The organism is uncultured Pseudacidovorax sp. (genome assembly GCF_913773995.1).
GTDB lineage: Bacteria > Pseudomonadota > Gammaproteobacteria > Burkholderiales > Burkholderiaceae_C > Xenophilus.
In genome coordinates this window covers 1-20027 of the sequence record NZ_CAJYES010000126.1, presented here as the reverse complement: position 1 = coordinate 20027, position 20027 = coordinate 1, and the positions used below count along the sequence as shown (strand labels likewise).

At 69.6% G+C, this 20027-nt stretch carries 20 protein-coding genes and 1 riboswitch; of the genes, 13 read left to right on the top strand and 7 right to left on the bottom strand.

Annotation, left to right across the window (positions count from 1 at the left end; all coding sequences use genetic code 11):
- Positions 1 to 143: 143 nt before the first annotated feature.
- Positions 144 to 416: a hypothetical protein gene (locus QZ772_RS11700; RefSeq protein ID WP_295526246.1), complete on the top strand. Its 273-nt coding sequence runs from the start codon at positions 144 to 146 to the stop codon at positions 414 to 416.
- 50 nt (positions 417 to 466) lie between these two features.
- Complete coding sequence (locus QZ772_RS11695; RefSeq protein ID WP_295526243.1) at positions 467 to 949, top strand: polymer-forming cytoskeletal protein; 483 nt, start codon at positions 467 to 469, stop codon at positions 947 to 949.
- Here the strand turns inward: QZ772_RS11695 and recG are convergent.
- Positions 939 to 3065, bottom strand: coding sequence for an ATP-dependent DNA helicase RecG (recG, locus tag QZ772_RS11690; RefSeq protein WP_295526240.1), 2127 nt, complete (start codon positions 3063 to 3065; stop codon positions 939 to 941). The genes QZ772_RS11695 and recG overlap by 11 nt on opposite strands.
- A gap of 116 nt (positions 3066 to 3181) precedes the next feature.
- Between recG and queA the strand changes: the two genes are divergently transcribed.
- The gene (gene queA / locus QZ772_RS11685; protein WP_295526236.1) at positions 3182 to 4282 is read left to right on the top strand and encodes a tRNA preQ1(34) S-adenosylmethionine ribosyltransferase-isomerase QueA; all 1101 of its coding nucleotides are present in this window, start codon (positions 3182 to 3184) and stop codon (positions 4280 to 4282) included.
- Positions 4279 to 5457: a tRNA guanosine(34) transglycosylase Tgt gene (tgt, locus tag QZ772_RS11680; RefSeq protein ID WP_295526233.1), complete on the top strand. Its 1179-nt coding sequence runs from the start codon at positions 4279 to 4281 to the stop codon at positions 5455 to 5457. Before queA ends, tgt begins: the two co-directional genes overlap by 4 nt.
- A gap of 78 nt (positions 5458 to 5535) precedes the next feature.
- On the opposite strand, the gene QZ772_RS11675 is transcribed toward tgt, so the two are convergent.
- The 4 genes from QZ772_RS11675 to QZ772_RS11660 all read right to left on the bottom strand — a co-directional run bounded on the left by QZ772_RS11675 (position 5536) and on the right by QZ772_RS11660 (position 9908).
- Positions 5536 to 5937, bottom strand: a complete 402-nt coding sequence (locus tag QZ772_RS11675) for a DUF3597 domain-containing protein (protein ID WP_295526230.1) — start codon at positions 5935 to 5937, stop codon at positions 5536 to 5538.
- Between the two features lie 88 nt (positions 5938 to 6025).
- The gene (locus tag QZ772_RS11670) at positions 6026 to 7150 is read right to left on the bottom strand and encodes a zinc ribbon domain-containing protein (RefSeq protein WP_295526228.1); all 1125 of its coding nucleotides are present in this window, start codon (positions 7148 to 7150) and stop codon (positions 6026 to 6028) included.
- A 180-nt stretch (positions 7151 to 7330) separates the two neighbouring features.
- Positions 7331 to 7984, bottom strand: a complete 654-nt coding sequence (locus QZ772_RS11665) for a phosphatase PAP2 family protein (RefSeq protein WP_295526225.1) — start codon at positions 7982 to 7984, stop codon at positions 7331 to 7333.
- A 10-nt stretch (positions 7985 to 7994) separates the two neighbouring features.
- Complete coding sequence (locus QZ772_RS11660) at positions 7995 to 9908, bottom strand: MFS transporter (protein WP_295526222.1); 1914 nt, start codon at positions 9906 to 9908, stop codon at positions 7995 to 7997.
- 164 nt (positions 9909 to 10072) lie between these two features.
- Between QZ772_RS11660 and QZ772_RS11655 the strand changes: the two genes are divergently transcribed.
- From QZ772_RS11655 to QZ772_RS11620, 8 genes are all read left to right on the top strand, one after another.
- Positions 10073 to 10804: a helix-turn-helix transcriptional regulator gene (locus QZ772_RS11655; protein ID WP_295526220.1), complete on the top strand. Its 732-nt coding sequence runs from the start codon at positions 10073 to 10075 to the stop codon at positions 10802 to 10804.
- A 149-nt stretch (positions 10805 to 10953) separates the two neighbouring features.
- Positions 10954 to 11059: riboswitch (glycine riboswitch) on the top strand.
- Between the two features lie 95 nt (positions 11060 to 11154).
- Positions 11155 to 12465, top strand: a complete 1311-nt coding sequence (locus QZ772_RS11650; RefSeq protein ID WP_295526217.1) for a D-amino acid dehydrogenase — start codon at positions 11155 to 11157, stop codon at positions 12463 to 12465.
- A 46-nt stretch (positions 12466 to 12511) separates the two neighbouring features.
- Positions 12512 to 13126, top strand: a complete 615-nt coding sequence (locus QZ772_RS11645) for a flavin reductase family protein (protein WP_295526188.1) — start codon at positions 12512 to 12514, stop codon at positions 13124 to 13126.
- Positions 13127 to 13233: 107 nt separating this feature from the next.
- Positions 13234 to 14265 (top strand): ABC transporter ATP-binding protein, encoded by a 1032-nt coding sequence (locus QZ772_RS11640; RefSeq protein ID WP_295526185.1) that lies wholly within the window; start codon positions 13234 to 13236, stop codon positions 14263 to 14265.
- A gap of 82 nt (positions 14266 to 14347) precedes the next feature.
- Entirely contained in the window at positions 14348 to 15628 is a 1281-nt protein-coding gene (locus tag QZ772_RS11635; protein ID WP_295526181.1) for an extracellular solute-binding protein, read from the top strand.
- A gap of 256 nt (positions 15629 to 15884) precedes the next feature.
- Positions 15885 to 16802, top strand: coding sequence for an ABC transporter permease (locus QZ772_RS11630; protein ID WP_295526178.1), 918 nt, complete (start codon positions 15885 to 15887; stop codon positions 16800 to 16802).
- Positions 16803 to 16872: 70 nt separating this feature from the next.
- Positions 16873 to 17766: an ABC transporter permease gene (locus tag QZ772_RS11625; protein WP_017758480.1), complete on the top strand. Its 894-nt coding sequence runs from the start codon at positions 16873 to 16875 to the stop codon at positions 17764 to 17766.
- Positions 17763 to 18488 (top strand): GntR family transcriptional regulator, encoded by a 726-nt coding sequence (locus QZ772_RS11620; protein WP_295526175.1) that lies wholly within the window; start codon positions 17763 to 17765, stop codon positions 18486 to 18488. Before QZ772_RS11625 ends, QZ772_RS11620 begins: the two co-directional genes overlap by 4 nt.
- 91 nt (positions 18489 to 18579) lie before the next feature.
- On the opposite strand, the gene QZ772_RS11615 is transcribed toward QZ772_RS11620, so the two are convergent.
- Complete coding sequence (locus QZ772_RS11615; RefSeq protein WP_295526172.1) at positions 18580 to 19068, bottom strand: DUF2127 domain-containing protein; 489 nt, start codon at positions 19066 to 19068, stop codon at positions 18580 to 18582.
- 55 nt (positions 19069 to 19123) lie between these two features.
- Complete coding sequence (locus QZ772_RS11610; protein WP_295526251.1) at positions 19124 to 19744, bottom strand: glutathione S-transferase family protein; 621 nt, start codon at positions 19742 to 19744, stop codon at positions 19124 to 19126.
- Positions 19745 to 19876: 132 nt separating this feature from the next.
- Here QZ772_RS11610 and QZ772_RS11605 point away from each other — a divergent pair.
- Positions 19877 to 20027 (top strand): LysR family transcriptional regulator (locus tag QZ772_RS11605; protein ID WP_295526248.1); only part of this gene is annotated, 151 nt, incomplete at its 3' end.

Here is a 20027-nt window from a genome sequence, read left to right as displayed (position 1 = left end):
GCTATCTGTCGCTGTTCGCGGCGGCGAGCAACGCCGGTGATTGATCGCGTGCAGCCATGACCGCGCCCGCCGCCGCTCGCCGAAGTCGCCAACTGAGCACGCGGCCTTACGCACCGCAGCCGGCCGTGCCGAGGCGCGTCCGGATGCTGCCGACCCTGGTCATCGCTGCAGCCTGCTTTGCGGCGGGCGTCTTCGCTGGCGCGGAATGGCACGGACGCTTCACGCAGCGCACGCCCGCGTGCCCGACGCCACCGACCCAGCTTGCCCTGCAGGCCGAGCTCGACCGGACGCAGCTATCCCGGGATCAGTCCGAAGCGGCCCGCGCGGCGCTGCAGGACGCCGCGAACAGCTGCAGCGCCGAGACCGACCGGATGAAGGCGGAGCTGCGCTTCCTTCGCAGCCAGCGAACGCCCTGAGCCGCCCTGCGTCCGACGCCCCTTTCCCTCCGTCTACACCACCGAGAACCATGTTCGGCAGCAAGAAGCAACCCAAGGCCGCGGGCATCCGCCAAGCCAAGTTCACGACCCTGATCGCGCACGACATCGAGATCGATGGCGACATCCGCTTCGGCGAAGGCCTGCGCCTGGATGGCCATGTGCGTGGAAACGTCATGGCCAAGTCGGAAGGACACACGCTGCTGGTGCTCAGCGACCGCGGCTGCGTGACCGGCAACGTGCACGGTCACGACATCGTCATCAATGGGCGCATCGTCGGCGATGTCGTCGCCGAGCACTTCGTCGAACTCCAGGCCAATGCCCATGTCACGGGCAACATCGAGTACCTGCAGTTGCGCATGGACGCGGGTGCAACCGTCGAAGGCAAATTGAGCCGACGCGACGGCGCGGCGGCCCCCCCCGCCCCCGCCCCTGCGGCTCGGCACCCGGACAAGCCGCAAGGCAGTCCGATCCCTGCACCGGATGACGCAACCGCGCAAACGGTCACGCCTTGAGGAACTCCGCCTTGGTGCCGAGCCACCGGTCCACATGCCGGTGCGCCAGGTCCGGATGGCGGTCCAGCAACTGCGGCGCCAGGTCGCGCGCCCATTCAAGCAGGCGTTGATCGGTCGCCAGATCGGCGAATCGCAGCAGCGGCGCGCCGGACTGGCGCGCGCCGAGGAATTCGCCGGGACCGCGGATCTCCAGGTCGCGGCGCGCGATCTCGAATCCGTCCGCCGTCTCCACCATCGCCGTCAGCCGGGCCTTGGCGGCCTGCCCGACACGACCGCTGTCGCCCGGCGCATAGAGCAGCACGCAGGCCGAGGCCGCCGCGCCGCGTCCCACCCGGCCGCGCAGCTGGTGCAGCTGCGACAGGCCGAAGCGCTCGGAATGCTCGATCACCATCAGCGAGGCATTGGGCACGTCCACGCCCACCTCGATGACGGTGGTGCTGACCAGCACCTGCAGCGTGCCGGCGCTGAAGTCGGCCATCACCGCCTGCTTCTCGGCGGTGGGCATGCGCGAATGCAGCAGACCGACGCGCACGGTCTCGCCCAGGGCATCGGCCAGCTCGTCGCGGGTGGCGGTGGCGTTGCGCAGGTCCACCGCCTCGCTTTCCTCGATCAGCGGGCAGACCCAGTAGACCTGCCGGCCCTGCTGGATCTGGCCGTGGATGCGGGCGATGACCTCGTCGCGCCGGTGCTCGGCCAGCAGCTTGGTGACCACCGGCGTGCGGCCCGGCGGCAGCTCGTCCAGCGTGGAGACGTCCAGGTCGGCGTAGTAGCTCATGGCCAGCGTGCGCGGGATGGGCGTGGCGCTCATCATCAGCAGGTGCGGCTCCAGGGACTGCATGCCCTGGTCGCCTTCCGAGGCCTTTCCGCGCAGGGCCAGGCGCTGGGCCACGCCGAAGCGGTGCTGCTCGTCGACGATGGCCAGCGCCAGCCGGTGGAAGCGCACCTTCTCCGAGATGACGGCATGCGTACCCACCACCAGCGCCGCCTCGCCGCTCTCGACAGCGGCGGCCATGGCATCGCGCTCGCGCTTCTTTTGGCTGCCGGTGAGCCAGGCCACGCGCCGCCCCTGCGCGGCCAGCAGCGGGTCGAGCCAGCCGACCAGCTTGCCGAAGTGCTGCGAGGCCAGGATCTCGGTGGGCGCCATCAGCGCGCACTGGAAGCCGGCGTCGATGCAGCGGGCCGCGGCCAATGCGGCAACCAGCGTCTTGCCCGAGCCCACGTCGCCCTGCAGCAGCCGATGCATGGGCTGACGGTGGGCCAGGTCGGCGGCGATCTCGCGGTCGGCGCGCCCCTGGGCGCCGGTGGGCAAGAAGGGCAGCGCGGCGAGCAGGCGGGCATGCAGGCTGCCTTCGTCGGTGCCCGCACGCAGCACGGGCGCGCGCTGGGCCTCGCGGGCGCGGCGGGCCTCCAGCTGAGAGAGCTGCTGGGCCAGCAGTTCGTCCGCCTTCAGCCGCTGCCAGGCGGGATGGCTGCGGTCCTCCAGCGCGGCCAGCGCCACGTCGGGCGTCGGGTGATGCAGGAATTCGAGCGCAGCGCGCAGCGTCCAGGCGTTGTGGGGCAAGAGCTCGGCGGGAATGAGCTCCTCCAGCGGCGCCCGCGCCAGGCCAGCCTGCACGGCACGGCGCAGAACGGGCTGCGCGAGGCCGGCTGTCGTGGCATAGACAGGCGTCAGCGCCAGCGGCAGCGCCGTGCCGGCCGCCTTGATGACCGGGTGCAACATGGTCCGGCCCACGAAGCCGCCGCGCACCTCGCCACGCGCCCGCACCCGGCTGCCGGGCGCGAGCTGCTTCTGCTGCGAAGGGTAGAAGTTGAAGAAGCGCAGCTGGCAGGTGTCGCTGCCGTCGTCCAGCGTGGCGATGAGCTGGCGCCGCGGGCGGAAGACGATTTCGCTGTCCACGATCGTGCCCTCGACCTGCGCATGTTCGCCGTCGCGCACATGGGCCAGCTGCACGATGCGGGTCTCGTCCTCGTAGCGCAGCGGCAGGTAGAGCGCGAAGTCGATGTCGCGCACCAGGCCCAGTTTTTTCAGCGCCCGCTGCACCTGGCTTTCGCCGCTGCCGGGCGCGCGGGGGGCGGCAGGCGCAGGGGCAGGCGAAGCGAGGGGGCGCGCGGACATGGGACAATTCTGCCTCCCCGCCCTCCTCCGCCCCGCGCGGAACGCCGCCGCCCCGCGATGGCGTGCACGGAGGGCTTCCGCTTCTTTCTTGGAACGGGCCCGTCCGGCCCTCAAGCATGTCCCGCACCGATTTCACGCTCTCCGATTTCGACTTCGCGCTGCCGCCCGAACTGATCGCGCAGCAACCCGCCCCCGAACGCAGCGCCTCGCGCCTGCTCGACGGCACCGCCGCCCCACCCGCCGACCGCATCTTCCGCGACCTCCCCGCCCTGCTGCGCGAAGGCGACCTGCTGGTCTTCAACGACACCCAGGTGGTCAAGGCCCGCCTCTTCGGCGAGAAGCCCACCGGCGGCCGGCTGGAGCTGCTGATCGAGCGCGTGCTCGAAGGCCAAGTCGTGGCGGCCCACATGAAGGTCAGCAAGAAGCCCGCTGTCGGCACGGTGCTGCGCATGGACGCCGCCCCCGGCCAGCCGGCCTTCCGCGCCACGCTGCTGGGCCGCTGGCCCGAGGAAGGCGGCCCGCTGTTCCGCTTCGCGCTGGAGAGCAACGACGGCGCCGACCCCTACACGCTGATGGAGCGCCACGGCCACGTGCCCCTGCCGCCCTACATCGAGCGCCAGCAGGCACAGGAAAGCGCGAGCGACGCCGCCGAGGACGCCCGCCGCTACCAGACCGTCTTCGCCCGCGTGCCCGGCGCCGTGGCCGCACCGACCGCGGCGCTGCATTTCGACGAGGCCCTGCTCGCGCAGCTGGAAGCGCGCGGCGTGCGCCGGGCCAACGTCACGCTGCACGTGGGCGCCGGCACCTTCCAGCCGGTCAAGACCGAGAACATCGCCGAGCATGTGATGCATGCCGAGCGCTACGACGTGCCGCCCGCCACGCAGCAGGCGATTGCCGACTGCCACGCCCGCGGCGGTCGTGTTGTGGCGGTGGGCACGACCACCGTGCGCACGCTCGAATCCTGGGCCGCCAGCGGGCAGGCGCAGGGCGACACGCAGATCTTCATCACGCCGGGCTTCCGCTTCCAGCATGTGGACCTGCTCATCACCAACTTCCACCTGCCCAAGAGCACGCTGATGATGCTGGTCAGCGCCCTGGCGGGCTACGAGCGCGTGATGGCACTCTATGCCCATGCCATCCGCGAGCGCTACCGCTTCTTCAGCTACGGCGACGCCATGCTCCTGGAGCGCGCGCCCTCTTCCTTCACCAAGCCATGACCGCTCTCCAGTTCGACCTGCTGACCACCGACCCCGACAGCCATGCGCGCCGGGGCACCCTGACCCTCAACCACGGCGTGGTGCAGACGCCGATCTTCATGCCCGTGGGCACCTACGGCACCGTGAAGGGCGTCATGCCGCGCAGCCTGGAGGAGATGGGCGCGCAGATCATCCTGGGCAACACCTTCCACCTGTGGATGCGCCCAGGCCTGGACGTGATGGGCGCCTTCGGCGGCCTGCATGCCTTCGAGCAGTGGAACAAGCCCATCCTCACCGACTCGGGCGGCTTCCAGGTCTGGAGCCTGGGCGCCATGCGCAAGATCAGCGAGGAAGGCGTCAAGTTCGCCTCGCCGGTCAATGGCGACAAGCTGCTGCTCACGCCCGAGGTGTCGATGCAGATCCAGACGGTGCTCAACAGCGACATCGTCATGCAGTTCGACGAATGCACGCCCTACGAGACGCAGGGCCGCATCACCACCGAGGCCGAGGCGCGCCGCTCCATGGAGCTGAGCCTGCGCTGGGCGAAGCGCTGCCAGGCCGAGTTCGCGCGGCTGCAGAACCCCAACGCCCTCTTCGGCATCGTGCAGGGCGGCATGTTCGAGCACCTGCGCGAGGAATCGCTGGCCGCGCTGGTCGAAATGGACTTTCCCGGCTACGCCGTCGGCGGCGTGAGTGTGGGCGAGCCCAAGGAGGACATGCGCCGCATTACCGCCCACACGCCGCACCGGCTGCCGGCCCACAAGCCGCGCTACCTGATGGGCGTCGGCACGCCGGAAGACCTGGTCGAAGGCGTGGCGCAGGGCGTGGACATGTTCGACTGCGTGATGCCCACCCGCAATGCGCGCAACGGCACCATCTTCACCCGCTACGGCGACCTCAAGCTGCGCAACGCCCGCCACCGCAACGACCCGCAGCCGCTGGACCCGAGCTGCACCTGCCATGCCTGCGCCGGCACCACCGGCATGAGCTGGGCCGACGGCGGCCGCGGCGGCTTCTCGCGGGCCTACCTGCACCACTTGGACCGCTGCGGCGAGATGCTGGGGCCGATGCTCACCACCATCCACAACCTGCACTACTACCTCAACCTGATGCGCGAGATCCGCGAGGCGCTGGACGCGGGGCGCTTTGGCGAATTCCGGCGGCAGTTCGCGCTCGATCGGGCACGGGGCGTCTGAGAATGCTCGCCGCCACAACGACAAAGCGGCCCGCGGGCCGCTTTTCTTCTTGTGGGCGTGGACAGCTGCCAGCTGCCGTCAGCGCATCTCGGGCGGCAACGTGCCACCGTTGGCGGCGATGCGGGTCATCACCTGCTTGTGCAGCCAGATGTTCCACTCGGCGGAGCCGGGCTCTGCATTGCCCGTGTAGATGAACTCGTTGGCCAATTCCTTGCGGGCGGCCAGGCTGCTGTCGAGGCCGAGCAGCTTGAGCAGGTCCACGATGGAGGTGCGCCAGTTGAGCTGGGCTGCGCCCGGCTTGGCATCGAGGATGGGCGCCACCTCGCCCAGCGGGATGGACGGCGGGGGTGCTGCCACGGCTGGGGCCGCCGCCGGAGCAGGCGCAGCGGTCGCCGACGGTGCGGCGGGCGCTGGGGCCGGGGCGGGCGCAGCCTGGGCGCCGGGGAAGATCTTGGAAAGGATGCTGCTGAAGATGCTCACGGGCATGACTCCTGGGTCGGATGGGGAGGAACACTCACCGCTCGGCGGCGGGTGCCCGGTTCTAGCACCCGTGCGGGGTGACCCTGCGTCAGCGGCCGCCGTGTTCGTGATCTTCTGCCGACTTCTGCGAAGAAATGTCGCTTAATTCTGTATCTGGACCGGGAAGGGCGGCCGGCCGGGTTTCCGCCGCCTTGCCACAGCCTTGGCAAAAACGCGCGAAGGCGCTGTTGCGGGTGCCGCAGCCGTCGCAGCGGTCGAACAGGCCGATGCCGCAGTGCGGGCAGAAGTCGATGGCCGCGTTCTTCAGGTCCACCGGCCGCTCGCAGCCCGGGCAGACGCCCTTGGCCAGGCGCGCCAGCGCCACGTCGTAGTCCAGCGCCTGGCGCCGTGCTGGCTCGGGTCGGGCCTCGGCCGCCTGCTGCCGCGCCAGGTAGCGCTGCAGCGCTGCGATGGCCCAACGGCCGGCCAGCAGCGTCAGGACCACGCCCACGCCGTAGCGCACATAGCCACCATAGCTGGGCAGGTAGGGCACCAACTCCACGAAGAAGGTGAAGAGCGCGAAGAAGACGAAGCCCCAGACGAAGGGCCACCCGCTGCCCTTGCGGTGCCGCACGAAGAGCCAGCCGGCGACGGCCAGCAGCGGTATCGTGAGGGCGAGTCGGTAGCCGAAGACGCGCAGCTCCTGCCGCCGCTCGGCCGCCTGCAGGCGCTCGGCGGCGACAGCTTCGAGTTCATCCAGCTGGCGCTGGCTGCGGGCAGCCGTCTGGCGGGCGTCCAGCGCCAGTTGCTGCTGGCGCTCTACCTCCGCCTGGGCCTGGCGCTGCGCGGCGCGCAAGGCGTCCAGCGTGCGGGTACGGTCGATCAATGCCGGGTCCTGCTCAGGCCGGGCGGTGGCGCCGCGCGTGGCCAGCCAGTCGTTGAAGCTGGCTTGCGCCGTTTGCGTATTAGTCTGCGCGGTGCGGGCGCGCAGGCGCGTCTGGGCCAGGGCCTCGTCGGCCTCGATCTGCGCCTTCTGCGCGCCGGTCAGCGCATCGCGCAGCGCGGCGGCAGCCGGGCGGTCGATGAAGTCGTCCCGCTGCAGTGCGCGTTCCACCCGCGGCAGGTCGCCGACGACGGTGCCACCCAGGCCGATGAGAAAGCTGGCGAACACCAGCGACAGCAGCCACAGGCCACGACGGAACCAGGCTTCGGACAGCCGGAGGGAGGTTTTCATGCGCGATTTCCTTTCAGGCTCGGCGGCTGGGCAGGATCTGGCGAGTCCAGCCGACACCACGCCGCCCGAGATGGATCGCATCGTGCCCGGACCTCGACCGAATGGCCTTGCCAGGCTGCACCCCGAGCTAAATACGCGGCTTGAGGTATCGCCAGGCAATACCGCCGCACAGGCCATCGCTCAGCCGGCCGGCCGCCGCGCCGGCCGCGTGCCGGCATGCAGGTCCGCCCGCACGAACGGCCGCTCGTTGTCGGCGGTCCAGGCAGCCACGCGGCCGATCAGCTCGTGCGTGGGCGCGCGCGTGCCGGGTGGAATCACCAGTGCCGGCAGCGCCAGGGTGAGCAGCACCGGCAGCAGCCGCAGCCTGGGATGTGGCTTGCGACGCTGGCGCCATAGAAAGAAGCCGCTGGCCGCGAGCCCCAGCAGAAATCCAGACACCACCTCGGACACCGAATGCGCGTCCAGCGCAAGCCGCGAGCCGCCGATCGCCGCACCCAGCGCCCAGCCGGCACAGGCCGCCGACACCCGCCAGCGGTGGGCAAAGCCGGACACCATCAGCCACAGCGCCACCGGCCAGAGCGTGGTCGACATGGTGGTGTGGCCGCTGAAGCCGGTGAAGTCCAGCGCCGCAATGCCCACGCCCCAGCCCATGAAGGCGAACTTGCCGGCCACCACGACGGCGCCCGCGGCCCCCAGGCAGAGCAGCCACAACCACATCACCGGCCGCGTGCGTCGGGCCCACCCCAGCCAGGCGGTGATGGCCACGGCCATCGGGATCATCAGGCTGCTGTCGCCCAGCCAGGTCAGCGCATGCCAGTTCAGGAAAGCGTTCATCAATGAGGGATCAAGGCTGCGTCAGCAGGTCGGAAACCCGCTCCCGCAGCGATTCGGGCGCCACCGCCGAGGCCGGCAGGGGCGCGCCGACGTTCAGGCCCACCCGGCTCCAGAGGCCGCGCCGGAAGGGCCGCACCATGGCCACCGGCTCGCCGCCACGCAATTCGATGCGGCTGAAGTACGAGCCCCACAGGTTCGTCAGCGCCATCGGCACCACTGGCACGGACAGGCCGTCCTCCTGCGCGCGGGCCAGGATCTTCATCACGCCGCCCTTGAAGGGCTGCAGCGTGCCGTCGCGGGTGATGCCGCCTTCCGGAAAGACGCCCAGCAGGTCGCCCTCGCGCAGCACCTGGGCCGCCTCGTCGAAGGCGCGCTCGTAGGCGGCCGGGTCTTCCTTCTGCGGCGCGATCGGAATCGCCTTGGCCAGCCGGAACAGCCAGCCCAGCACGGGCACGCGGAAGATGCGGTGGTCCATCAGGAAGCGGATCGGCCGCGGGCTGGCCGCCATCAGCAGCACGGCGTCGACGAAGCTCACGTGGTTGCACACCAGCACGGCCGGACCCTCGGTCGGGATGCGCTCCTCGCCCCGCAGCCGGAAGCGATAGACGAAGCGCGACGCCACCCAGGCGATGAAGCGCAGCAGGTACTCGGGCACCAGCAGGAAGATGTAGCCCGCCACCAGCGCATTGGCGATGCCGGTGAAGAGGAAGAGCTGCGGGATGCTGAAACCCGCGCCGATGAGCGCCCCGGCGATCACGGCGCTGGCAATCATGAACAGCGCATTGAGGATGTTGTTGGCCGCGATGATCCGCGCCCGGTGCGTGGGCTGGCTGCGCAGCTGGATCAGCGCATACATCGGCACGCTGTAGAGGCCAGCGAACAGCGACAGCAGCGCCAGGTCGGCCATCACCCGCCAGTGCGCCGGCTGGGACAGGAAGGCGGCGAGCCCCATCTCGCCCGAGGGCGGCAGCCCGCGCGAGGCGAAGTACAGGTCGATGGCGAAGACGCTCATGCCGATGGCGCCCAGCGGCACCAGGCCGATTTCGACCTGGCGGCGCGACAGCGTCTCGCACAGCAGCGAGCCCGCGCCGATGCCCACCGAGAACACCACCAGCAGCAGCGAGGCGACCTGTGCGTCGCCGTGCAGCACCTCCTTGGCGAAGCTCGGGAACTGCGACAGGAAGATGGCGCCGAAGAACCACATCCACGAAATGCCCAGCAGCGAGCGGAACACCACCGTGTTGCCATGCGCCAGCTTCAGGTTGCGCCAGGTCTCGGAGACCGGGTTCCAGTTGACGACCAGACCCGGGTCGGTGGCCGGCGCGGCGGGCACCGCCTGCGCCGTCAGCCGGCCGACGATGGCCACCGCCAGGCAGGCCGCCGCCACGGTGCCGTGGCCGATGCCCGGCAGGGCCACCAGCAGGCCGCCCGCCACCTGGCCGAGCAGGATGGCGACGAAGGTGCCCATCTCGACCATGCCGTTGCCACCCGTCAGCTCATGCGCGTCGAGCGCCTGCGGCAGGTAGGCGAACTTGACCGGACCGAACAGCGTGGAATGCAGCCCCATCAGGAAGACGCAGGCCAGCAGCACCGGCACATTGGCGGCCACGAAGCCCCAGCCGGCCAGCGCCATGATCGCGATCTCCAGCGTCTTGACCAGCCGGATGATGCGGGCCTTGTCGTACTTGTCGGTGAGCTGCCCCGCCGTGGCCGAGAACAGCAGGAAGGGCAGGATGAACAGCGCGCCGATCACCAGCCCCGCCAGCGAGGGCGGCAGCCACGCCACCTGCAGCTGGTAGGTCACCATCACCGTGAAGGCGAACTTGAACAGGTTGTCGTTGGCGGCCCCGGCGAACTGCGTCCAGAAGAAGGGCGCGAAGCGGCGCTGGCGCAGCAGGGCGAACTGGTTGGCGTGAGCGGTCATGCGAAGAGGCACATGCGGAGAAGAAGGACCGCCGGCGCGCGGGCATTGTGCCGGAGCAGGCGGGACGGACGGCCGCCACTGTCCATGCTGCCGCCCCCGCCGAGGCTCGGCAGACGATACAAGTCCCGATCCCGCACCTTGCGGTATCACCTAACAATACCGGCATGAGCACCACCGTCGATCTGGTCCGGGCCATCAAGACCGAACTCAAGACCGCAGGCATGACCTATGCCGACCTGGCGCGCTCGCTGGGATTGGCCGAATCCAGCGTCAAGCGCATGCTGGCCCGGGGCGACATGCCGCTGGCGCGCATCGACGCCATCTGCCGCGCCCTGCGCATCGACTTCGCCGACCTGGCGCGGCGCGTCGCCGACAGCCAGCCGCTGCTACGCGAGCTGACGCAGGAGCAGGAGCAGGCCGTGGTGCGCGACCGCAAGCTGCTGCTGGTGGCGATCAACGTGCTGAGCCAGTGGACGCTGGAGCAGATCGTCGCCACTTACCGGATCACCGAGGCCGAATGCATCGGCTACCTGGCGCAGTTGGACCGCATCGGCATCATCGAGTTGCGGCCGCTCAACCGCTACCGGCTCAAGGTGGCCAAGACCTTCCGCTGGCGGCCGCATGGGCCGGTGATGCAGTTCTTCCGCGAAGAGGTGGTGCTGGACTACTACGCCGGCGGCTTCGACGGCACGGCCGAGGGGTTGCTGCTGGTGCACGGCTCCATCTCGCGGGCGCTGGCGCCGGCCTTCCTGGAGCGGCTGCAGCGCGTGGCGCAGGACTTCGCCCAGCAGCACCAGACCGACCAGAAGCTGCCCGCGGGCGAGCTGGAGGGCTACACCCTTCTGTTGGCCATGCGGGAGTGGGAGTTCGCCCAGTTCACCCAGCTGCGGCGATGAAGGGCTTTGGCGCCAGCGCATCCGCCCCTAGAATCGCGCCCCGCAGGAGAACGCACCGCCCACCTGCACCGGCCGGGCGGCGCTACCGAAGGCGCAAACTCCCATAAACGCTCAGGTCGGTCCGGCAACGGGCCCGTACTGCAACATCCATCACGCCGTCTGGAGAGCCGCCACGGCATGTGGCGCACCGAAGGAGCAAACCCGCAGCGAGCGCTGCGGGTGAAACTCTCAGGTACCAAGGACAGGGGGAGCGGCAACCTGAACGCGTCATGCGGCGGTTGCTCCTTTGTTTTCCAAGGACGAGTCCCCGCTGCCGCGTTCATGCGCTGCAACCTGAAAGGGGTTCTTCCATGCGCGTGATCGTCCTCGGCGCCGGCCTGCTCGGCACCACCTCCGCCTACTTCCTCTCCCAGCTTGGCCATGACGTCACCGTCGTCGACCGCCAGGCCACGCCCGGCGCCGAGACCAGCTTCGCCAACGGCGGGCAGATCTCCGTCAGTCATGCCGAGCCCTGGGCCAACCCAGGCGCGCCGCTCAAGCTGCTGAAGTGGCTGGGCCGCGAGGATGCGCCGTTGCTCTTCCGCCTTAGGCCCGACCTGCGCCAGTGGCTCTGGGGCCTCGCCTTCCTGCGCGAGTGCACGCCCGCGCGCACCCGCCACAACATCGAACAAATCGTGCGCCTGGGCACCTACAGCCGCGACGTGCTGCAGCAGCTGCGCCGCGACACCGGCATCGCCTACGACCAGCGCACGCAGGGCATCCTGCACTTCTACACCTCGCAGAAGGAATTCGAAGCGGCCCTGGCCCCGGCCGAGCAGATGCGCCAGCTCGGCTGCGAGCGGCAGGTGATCGACGCCGACCAGGCCGTGCGCCTGGAACCCGCCCTGGCCCACATCCGCCCGCAGCTGGCCGGCGCCACCTACACCGCCGAGGACGAGTCGGGCGACGCCAACCGCTTCACCCGCGAGCTGGCCAGGCGGGCCGAGGCCGCCGGCGTGCGCTTCCTGATGGGCCACACCATCACCGCGCTGCGGGAGGTGGCCGGCGAGATCGACCATGTGGAAGCCACCGACGCCGAAGGCCGCTACCAGCGCCTGCGCGCCGATGCCTACGTGCTGGCGATGGGCTCGTTCAGCCCGCTGCTGGCGGCGCCGCTGGGCATCCGGCTGCCGATCTACCCGGCCAAGGGCTATTCGGTGACCATGCCGGTCAAGGATGCGAGCCGCGCGCACCAGGTCTCGCTGACGGACGACGAGTTCAAGCTGGTGTTCTCGCGGCTGACCGGGCCGCAAGGCGACCGGCTGCGCATCGCCGGCACGGCCGAGCTCAACGGCTACGACCGCGACCTGAGCACCGTGCGCTGCGAGGCCATCGTGCGCCGGGTGGAGCAGCTCTTTCCCGGTGCGGGCGACACGGCGCGGGCCCAGTTCTGGAGCGGCCTGCGCCCGGCCACGCCGAGCAACGTGCCGATCATCGGCGCCAGCCGCGTGGGCCGGCTGTTCCTCAACACCGGCCATGGCACGCTGGGCTGGACGCACGCCTGCGGCTCTGGCCAGTCCATCGCGCGCATCGTGAGCGGGCTGGCGCCGGAGGTGGATTTCGCTTTCACCGCCCATACCCGACAGGCAGGCGCGCTCCGGCCGCTTGCTGGCGCCGCCTGATCCGCCGGTCGGGCGCCCCGGCGCGGGGCGCGCTATCGTCGGCCGCATGACCGCCGCCCGTCACCACCGCCACCCCGTCGACCTGGCCAAGGCCTACCGGCTGCTCAACCACGGCCCCACCGTGCTGGTGAGCGCGGCCGCGGGCGGGCGCCGCAACATCATGGCGGCCGCCTGGGCCATGCCGCTGGACTTCGACCCGCCCAAGGTGGCCGTGGTGCTGGACAAGAGCACCTACACCCGCGAGTTGCTGGAGGCCAGCGGCGCGTTCGCGCTGCAGGTGCCGGTGCGCGCGCAGCTGGACCTGTGCAATGCGCTGGGCAGCGTCTCCGGCCGCGATGCCGATGCGCTGGGTGGCGTCGACAAGTTCGAGGCCTACGGCCTGGCCACCTTTGCCGGCAGCGCGACGGACGCGCCGCTGCTGGACGGCTGTGCCGCCTGGCTGGAATGCCGGCTGCTGCCCGAGCCGCCGATCCAGCAGCGCTACGACCTGTTCCTGGGCGAGGTGGTGGCCGCCCAGGCCGATGCGCGCGTCTTCTCGGACGGCCGCTGGCATTTCGACGGCCACGACGCGCTGCGCACCCTGCACCACGTCGCGGGCGGGCACTTCCTGATCGACGGCGACGCGGCCGACGCGTCGCCCCTGGCACCGGTTCGGCGCTGAGCAGGCCCGCCGCGCACTGCGGCGGTGCCTTTTGTACGCAATTTCGGCCCGCGATTGCGTGCAAACAATGAGCGCACGCTGGCACACGCCTTGCGTAGGTCTGCGGCATGGATGCCATCGCCACGCCGTCGCCCTCCGCCATCGAGCTCGTCGCGCTGACCAAGCGCTATGCGCAGGGCGCGCCGGCCGTGGACGCCATCGACCTGCGCATCGCCAGCGGCAGCTACTGCTGCCTGCTCGGGCCCTCGGGCTGCGGCAAGAGCACCACGCTGCGCATGATCGCCGGCCACGAATCGGTGACCGGCGGCGACATCCTGCTGGAGAACCGCAACATCACCGACCTGCCCGCTGCGGCGCGCGGCACGGCCATGATGTTCCAGAGCTTCGCCCTCTTCCCGCACCTCTCGGCACTGGACAACGTGGCCTTCAGCCTGAAGATGAAGGGCGTGGCCAAGGGCGAACGCCAGACCCGCGCGCAGGACCTGCTGGAGCGCGTCTCGCTCGGCCACCTGGCGCAGCGCAAGCCGGGTGAGCTCTCCGGCGGCCAGCAGCAGCGAGTGGCGCTGGCGCGGGCGCTGATCACCCAGCCGCGCGTGCTGCTGCTGGACGAGCCGCTCTCCGCCCTCGACCCCTTCCTGCGCGTGCAGATGCGCGCCGAGCTGCGCCGCTGGCAGAAGGAGCTGGGCCTGACCTTCATCCACGTCACGCACTCGCAGGAAGAGGCGATGGCGCTGGCCGACACCATGGTGGTGATGAACCACGGGCGCATCGAGCAGGTCGGCTCGCCGCACGATGTCTACAACGCCCCGGCCACCGAATTCGTGGCCCGCTTCATGGGCGGCCACAACGTGATCCAGACCGGCACGGGCAAGGTGGCCGTGCGCAACGACCACCTGCAGATCCGGCCGGCCGCGGGCGACGCCGCCGTCGTGGCCGTGCCCGGCATGGGCGCCACCGTCACCGACGTCGAATACCAGGGCACCTACGTGCTGCTCGGCCTGCAGGCACAGGACGCGGCCGGTGCCAACGGCGTGTCGGTGATGCTGCCCGAAGCCCGATTCGCCGAACGTCCCTATGCCCTCGGCGAAGACGTGCACCTGTTCTGGGCGCCGCACCAGGCGCATGCACTGCCGGCCTGAGCCGCACGCCCAGGCCATCGCCTCGCCCTTTCCTTTTTCCAACCGCGCTCGCGCTTCCTCATCCCCCAAGAAGGAGTCCTCGATGTCCGACACGCTCGATCCCCGCACCCCCGGCCTTTCGCGCCGCAGCCTGCTGCAAGGCGGCGCCGGCATGGCCGGCATCCTGGCCACGGGGGCGGCGCCCTTCGTCCATGCGCAGGAGAAGATGGTGCTGCGCTACCTGGGCACCGCGGTGAACCAGGACAAGGCCATCGCCGAGAAGTTCAAGGCCGACACCAGCATCGAGATCCAGTACGTGGCCGTGACCACCGACGACGTGACCAAGCGCGCCGTCACCGCGCCCAACAGCTTCGACCTGATCGACACCGAGTTCTTCTCGCTCAAGAAGATCGTGCCCACCGGCAACCTGAAGGGCATCGACGTCAAGCGCGTGAAGAACGCCGACAAGATCACCTCGCTCTTCACCAAGGGCGAAGTCGCCGGCAAGGCCGTGGGCGACCAGGGCACGGCGCCCAAGAAGGTGATCTTCCTCGAAGGCGAGAAGAGCAAGGTCTTCGCCAAGGCGCCCACGCAGTGGATGACGCTGATCCCCACCACCTACAACGCCGACACGCTGGGCATCCGCCCCGACCTGATCAAGCGTCCGATCGAGAGCTGGGCCGAGCTGCTCAACCCCGAGTTCAAGGGCAAGGCCGCGATCCTGAACATCCCTTCCATCGGCATCATGGACGCGGCGATGGTGGTGGAGGCCAAGGGCATCCACAAGTACAAGGACAAAGGCAACATGAGCAAGGCCGAGATCGACCTGACGATCAAGACGCTCATCGAGGCCAAGAAGGCCGGCCAGTTCCGCGCGCTGTGGAAGGACTTCAACGAGTCGGTCAACCTGATGGCCTCGGGCGAGGTGGTGATCCAGTCGATGTGGAGCCCCGCCGTGACGGCCGTTCGCAGCAAGGGCATCGACTGCGTGTTCCAGCCACTCAAGGAAGGCTACCGCGCCTGGGCATCCGGCTTCGGCCTGCCGGCTACGCTGTCCGGCAAAAAGCTCGACGCCGCCTACGAGTTCATCAACTGGTTCCTCGACGGCTGGGCCGGCGCCTACCTCAACCGCCAGGGCTACTACAGCGCCGTGCTGGAGACGGCCAAGGCCAAGATGGAGCCCTACGAATGGGCCTACTGGATGGAAGGCAAGCCGGCCGCGCAGGACATCAAGAGCCCGCAGGGCGTGGTGATCGCCAAGGCCGGCAGCGTGCGCGACGGCGGCAGCTACGAGCAGCGCATGGGCGGCATCGCGTGCTGGAACGCGGTGATGGACGAGAACGAATACATGGTCCGTAAATGGAACGAATTCGTGGCCGCCTGACGGCGGCCGCGAATTCGACCCCCAGGCTGCGCTTCGCTCCGCCCACCCCCTACAAGGGGGCGCACCCAGCGGCCCGGCAAAGCCGGTTCCGCGGGTGCTCCCGCGGCGGCTCGCTGCGCTTGCCGGGGTGATTGGCCTTGTCGGTTGGAGCGGGCGCGTGGTGTTGATGCTCTTTCGCCTCGCTTCGCATTGACTGCGTTGACGCCAACCTGCCTCATCTTTCGCGCTTCGGCGCTTCTCCTCATCCCTGACTGCCATGAGTGCTCCCGCATCCAGCGTCCATGCTCCTGCGCCGATGGAGGGCGGGGTCAAGCCGTGGTGGCAGGCGGCGCCGTTCGCGCTGGTGTTCCTGCTGTTCTTCGTGGTGCCGCTGGTGCTGATCGGCATGGTCAGCCTGTGGGACTTCAACGAGTACGAGCTGATTCCCGCGGTCTCGCTGCGCAACTACCTCGCGATCTTCGAGGGCTGCTCGCACCTCACGGACAACGGCGACCTGTGCGTGACGCTGTCGACCTACCTGTCGACCTTCAAGTTCTGCCTGCTGGTGTGGGCGATCACGCTGCTGCTGGGTTTTGCGGTGGCGTACTTCCTCGCTTTCCACGTGCGCTCGCCGGGCATGCAGACGCTGCTGTTCGTGCTGTGCACGGTGCCCTTCTGGACCAGCAACGTGATCCGCATGATCTCGTGGGTGCCGCTGCTGGGGCGCAACGGCCTGGTCAACCAGACGCTGATGGGCCTGGGGCTGGTGCACGAGCCGGTGGAATGGCTGCTGTTCTCCGACTTCTCGGTGGTGCTGGCCTTCGTGCACCTCTACACCATGTTCATGATCGTGCCCATCTTCAACAGCATGATGCGCATCGACCGCAGCCTGCTCGAAGCGGCCGACGACTGCGGCGCCTCGGGCTGGCAGACGCTGTGGAACGTGATCGTGCCGCTGTCGCGCACCGGCATCCTGATCGGCTCGATCTTCGTCATCACCATCGTGATGGGCGACTTCGTCACCATCGGCGTGATGGGCGGCCAGCAGATCGCCTCGGTGGGCAAGATCATCCAGGTGCAGACCAGCTACCTGCAGTTCCCGCTGGCGGCGGCCAACGCGGTGATCCTGCTGGCGGTGGTGCTGATGATCATCTGGGGCCTCACGCGCGTGGTCGACATCCGGAAAGAGTTGTAGCCCACCCCCTTGGCGCCTTCGGCGCCACCCGCGAAGACAGCAACGACATCGACGACAGGAGCGACTTTTTATGCAGGCTCGAGTTTCTGAGGCGCGTGCGCCAGGGTTCTGGCCACTGGCAGCGGTGTTCGTGCTGTTCGTGCTGTTTCTTTACGGGCCGATGTTCACCATCTTCGTGCTGTCCTTCCAGGGGCCGGAGGGCGGGCTGACCTTTCCGATGCGGGGGGTGTCGCTGCACTGGTTCCGGCAGCTGGCCGAGGGGCTGGGCACGGTGGACATCGGCGCGGCCTTCCGGCGCTCGCTGGCGCTGGGCACGGCGGTGATGGCCCTCACGGTGGGGCTGTCGGTGCTGGCGGGGCTGGCCTTCCGCAAGCGGCTGGCGGGCGGCGGGGCGCTGTTCTATGTGAGCATCGCCAGCCTCATCATGCCGTCCATCATCGTGTCGCTGGGCATCGGCCTGCAGTTCCGGCTGATCGACACCGGCCTCAAGTCGGCCCTTGGCGCGCTGGGCGCGGACGGCATGCTCGAAAATTACGGCACCGCGCTCGGCCTGTTCACCTCGGCCCTGGGCGCCCACCTCACCTGGACGCTGCCTTTCGGCCTGCTCATCATGTTCGCCGTGTTCAACCGCTTCAATCCCGCCTACGAGGAGGCCGCCCGCGACCTGGGCGCCACGCCGTGGCAAAGCTTCCGCCATGTGGTCCTGCCGCTGATCGGGCCCTCCATCGTCGGCATCGGCATGTTCGGCTTCACGCTGAGCTGGGACGAGATCGCCCGCACCTCGCAGGCCATCGGCGACGTCAACACCCTGCCGCTGGAGCTGCAGGGCCTGACCTCCACCGTCACCACGCCGGCCATCTATGCGCTGGGCACGGTCACCACCGTGGTGTCGCTGGGCGTGATGGGCCTCACGGTGGGCCTGGCGTTGCTGCTGCGCCGCCGCCAGACGCCGGGCCGCCGATGACGACGGAAGACAGCGGCCCCGCGCCGGGCACGGCGCTCACCGAGGCGCAGATGTACGAGCGCATCGTCTCGGCCATCCTCGACCACAAGCTGCCGCCCGGCACCAAGCTGGTGGAGGACAAGCTGGCCAGCGCCTTCGGCGTCTCGCGCACCCGCATCCGTCCGGTGCTGGTGCGCCTGGCCAACGAGCAGGTGGTCACGCTCACGCCCAACCGCGGCGCCACCATCGCCGAGCCCACGCAGGAAGAGGCGCGCGAGGTCTTCGGCGCGCGGCGGCTGATCGAGCCGACGCTGGTCGAGCTGTTCGTGGCCCGCGCCAGCGATGCCGATGTGCAGCGCCTGCGCGCCTCGGCCGAAGCCGAGGAGACCGCCCGCACCAGCGGCGACATGCGCCGCGCGATCCGGCTGGCGGGCGACTTCCACCTGGCCATCGCCGAGCGCTCGGGCAACCAGACACTGGGCCGCATCCTGCGCGAGCTGATCTCGCGCACCTCGCTGATCCTCATGACCTACAGCTCGGCCCATGCCGACGAGCGCGAGGAAGCCACGGCCTGCGGCTGCCGCGAGCACCGGGCGCTGATCGATGCGATCCGCGTGCGCGACGCACCCGAGGCGGCTCGGCGCATGCACGAGCATCTGACGCGGCTGGAGTCGCAACTGGCCTTCGATTCGCGGCCGGAGACGGCGGGCGACCTGGCACGGCTGCTGGGCGTGGTGGGCTGAGACGCCCTGACCGCCCTGCGCGGGGCCTGCCCTGCTTTTGTCGAAGCGATGGTGCCCAGGCTTCGACAGGCTCAGCCCGAACGGTGTGGGATCAATTGACGCGCATCGGGAGGCCCAGCGCGGCCGCACGCCGCCGCAACCACAGCGCCCGCACCATGACGCCCACCACCGTCAGGTTGGCGGCCAGCGTGGCCACGTCCAGCCAGTGCATGTGGCGTACCAGCGCCATCACTTCGAAGGGCAGGTAGATGGCCCCGCTGAGGGCGCCCAGCCATTCGGCCCAGGCCCGCTCGCGGAACAGGCCATAGGCTTCGGCGAAGCGGACCAGCGCATAGGCCGCCGCACCCGCGGACAGCAGCGCCAGCCGGCCGTTCTGCAAGTGGGCCGCGAAGTCGATGAAGACCTGCGGCTCGCGCGAGGCCGGGTTCAGATGCAGGTGGTGCACCAGGTGCTCCGCCACCGTCCGCAGGTCCTTGTGCAGCAGCAGAAGCAGGCCCGAGGCTGCCGCCACGGCGAGCACGCCCTTGCAGGCCTCGATGAGGGCGACCAGCCGGATGGCGCGAGCAGAGCGGGAATGCATCGCGGGATGATCGCACGGCCTTCTGCCCCTCTCGGGTCAGCGCTGGCCGGCGCTTTCAGGCATGCGGCCAGCGCACGAAGGCGGGCAGCGCCTCGGCCTCGGCCGAGAAGGCCACCTGCATCGGAAAGGACGCGGGCACCAGTACGCCGGGCAGCAGCTGTTGCGCGAAATGCCAGCTGACGGCAATGGCGATGCCGGCATGGCCGATGGTCCCGCCGCGGGCGCCGCCGGGCACGGGCGCATGGCGCATCTCGGCCTCCAGCAGCTGCCACGCGGTGCGCAGCTGCTCCGTCACGCGCGCGGACCACGGCGCATGCTGCCGCTCGGCCGGACGCAGCTCGCGCTCGTAGACGGCCTGCACCGCCTTGTCGCAGGCGGCCAGTGCCAGGCCGGTCAGTCGCAAGGCCCGCACGCGACCCGCGGCGTCCGCCGGCCACAGGCTGCGGCCCGGGGCCGAGATCTGCTCCGCATGCATCAGGATCAGGGTCGAATCCATCAGCGCCTGGCCGTCCGAAAGCACCAGCGTGGGCGCCTTGACCACCGGGTTGTAGCGGCGGAATTCCTCCATCTGCCGGAAGACCGAGACGGGCTTCGATTCGAAGGGCAGGCCCAGCAGGTCCAGGGCAATGGCGGTGCGCCGGACGTAGGGCGAGTCCAGCATGCCGATCAGTTGCATCATTTCAGTTCCACTTCAGCGAGTCAGGCGGACATCAGTGCCGCGCCTCTCAATCTACCTTTCGACCGCGGCAGGCACCATCGACATGTTCTGTGCCGATCCGTTAGTTTTTCTTCAACCAGCCTTCTCCCAATGAGCGACCTGCCGCCCCTGCAAGCCCTGCGCTGCTTCGAAGCCGTGGCCCGGCTGGGCAGTGTCACCCGCGCGGCCGAGACGCTGCACGTCACCCACTCGGCCGTGAGCCAGCAGCTGCGACACCTCGAATCGCTGCTGGGCCTGTCGC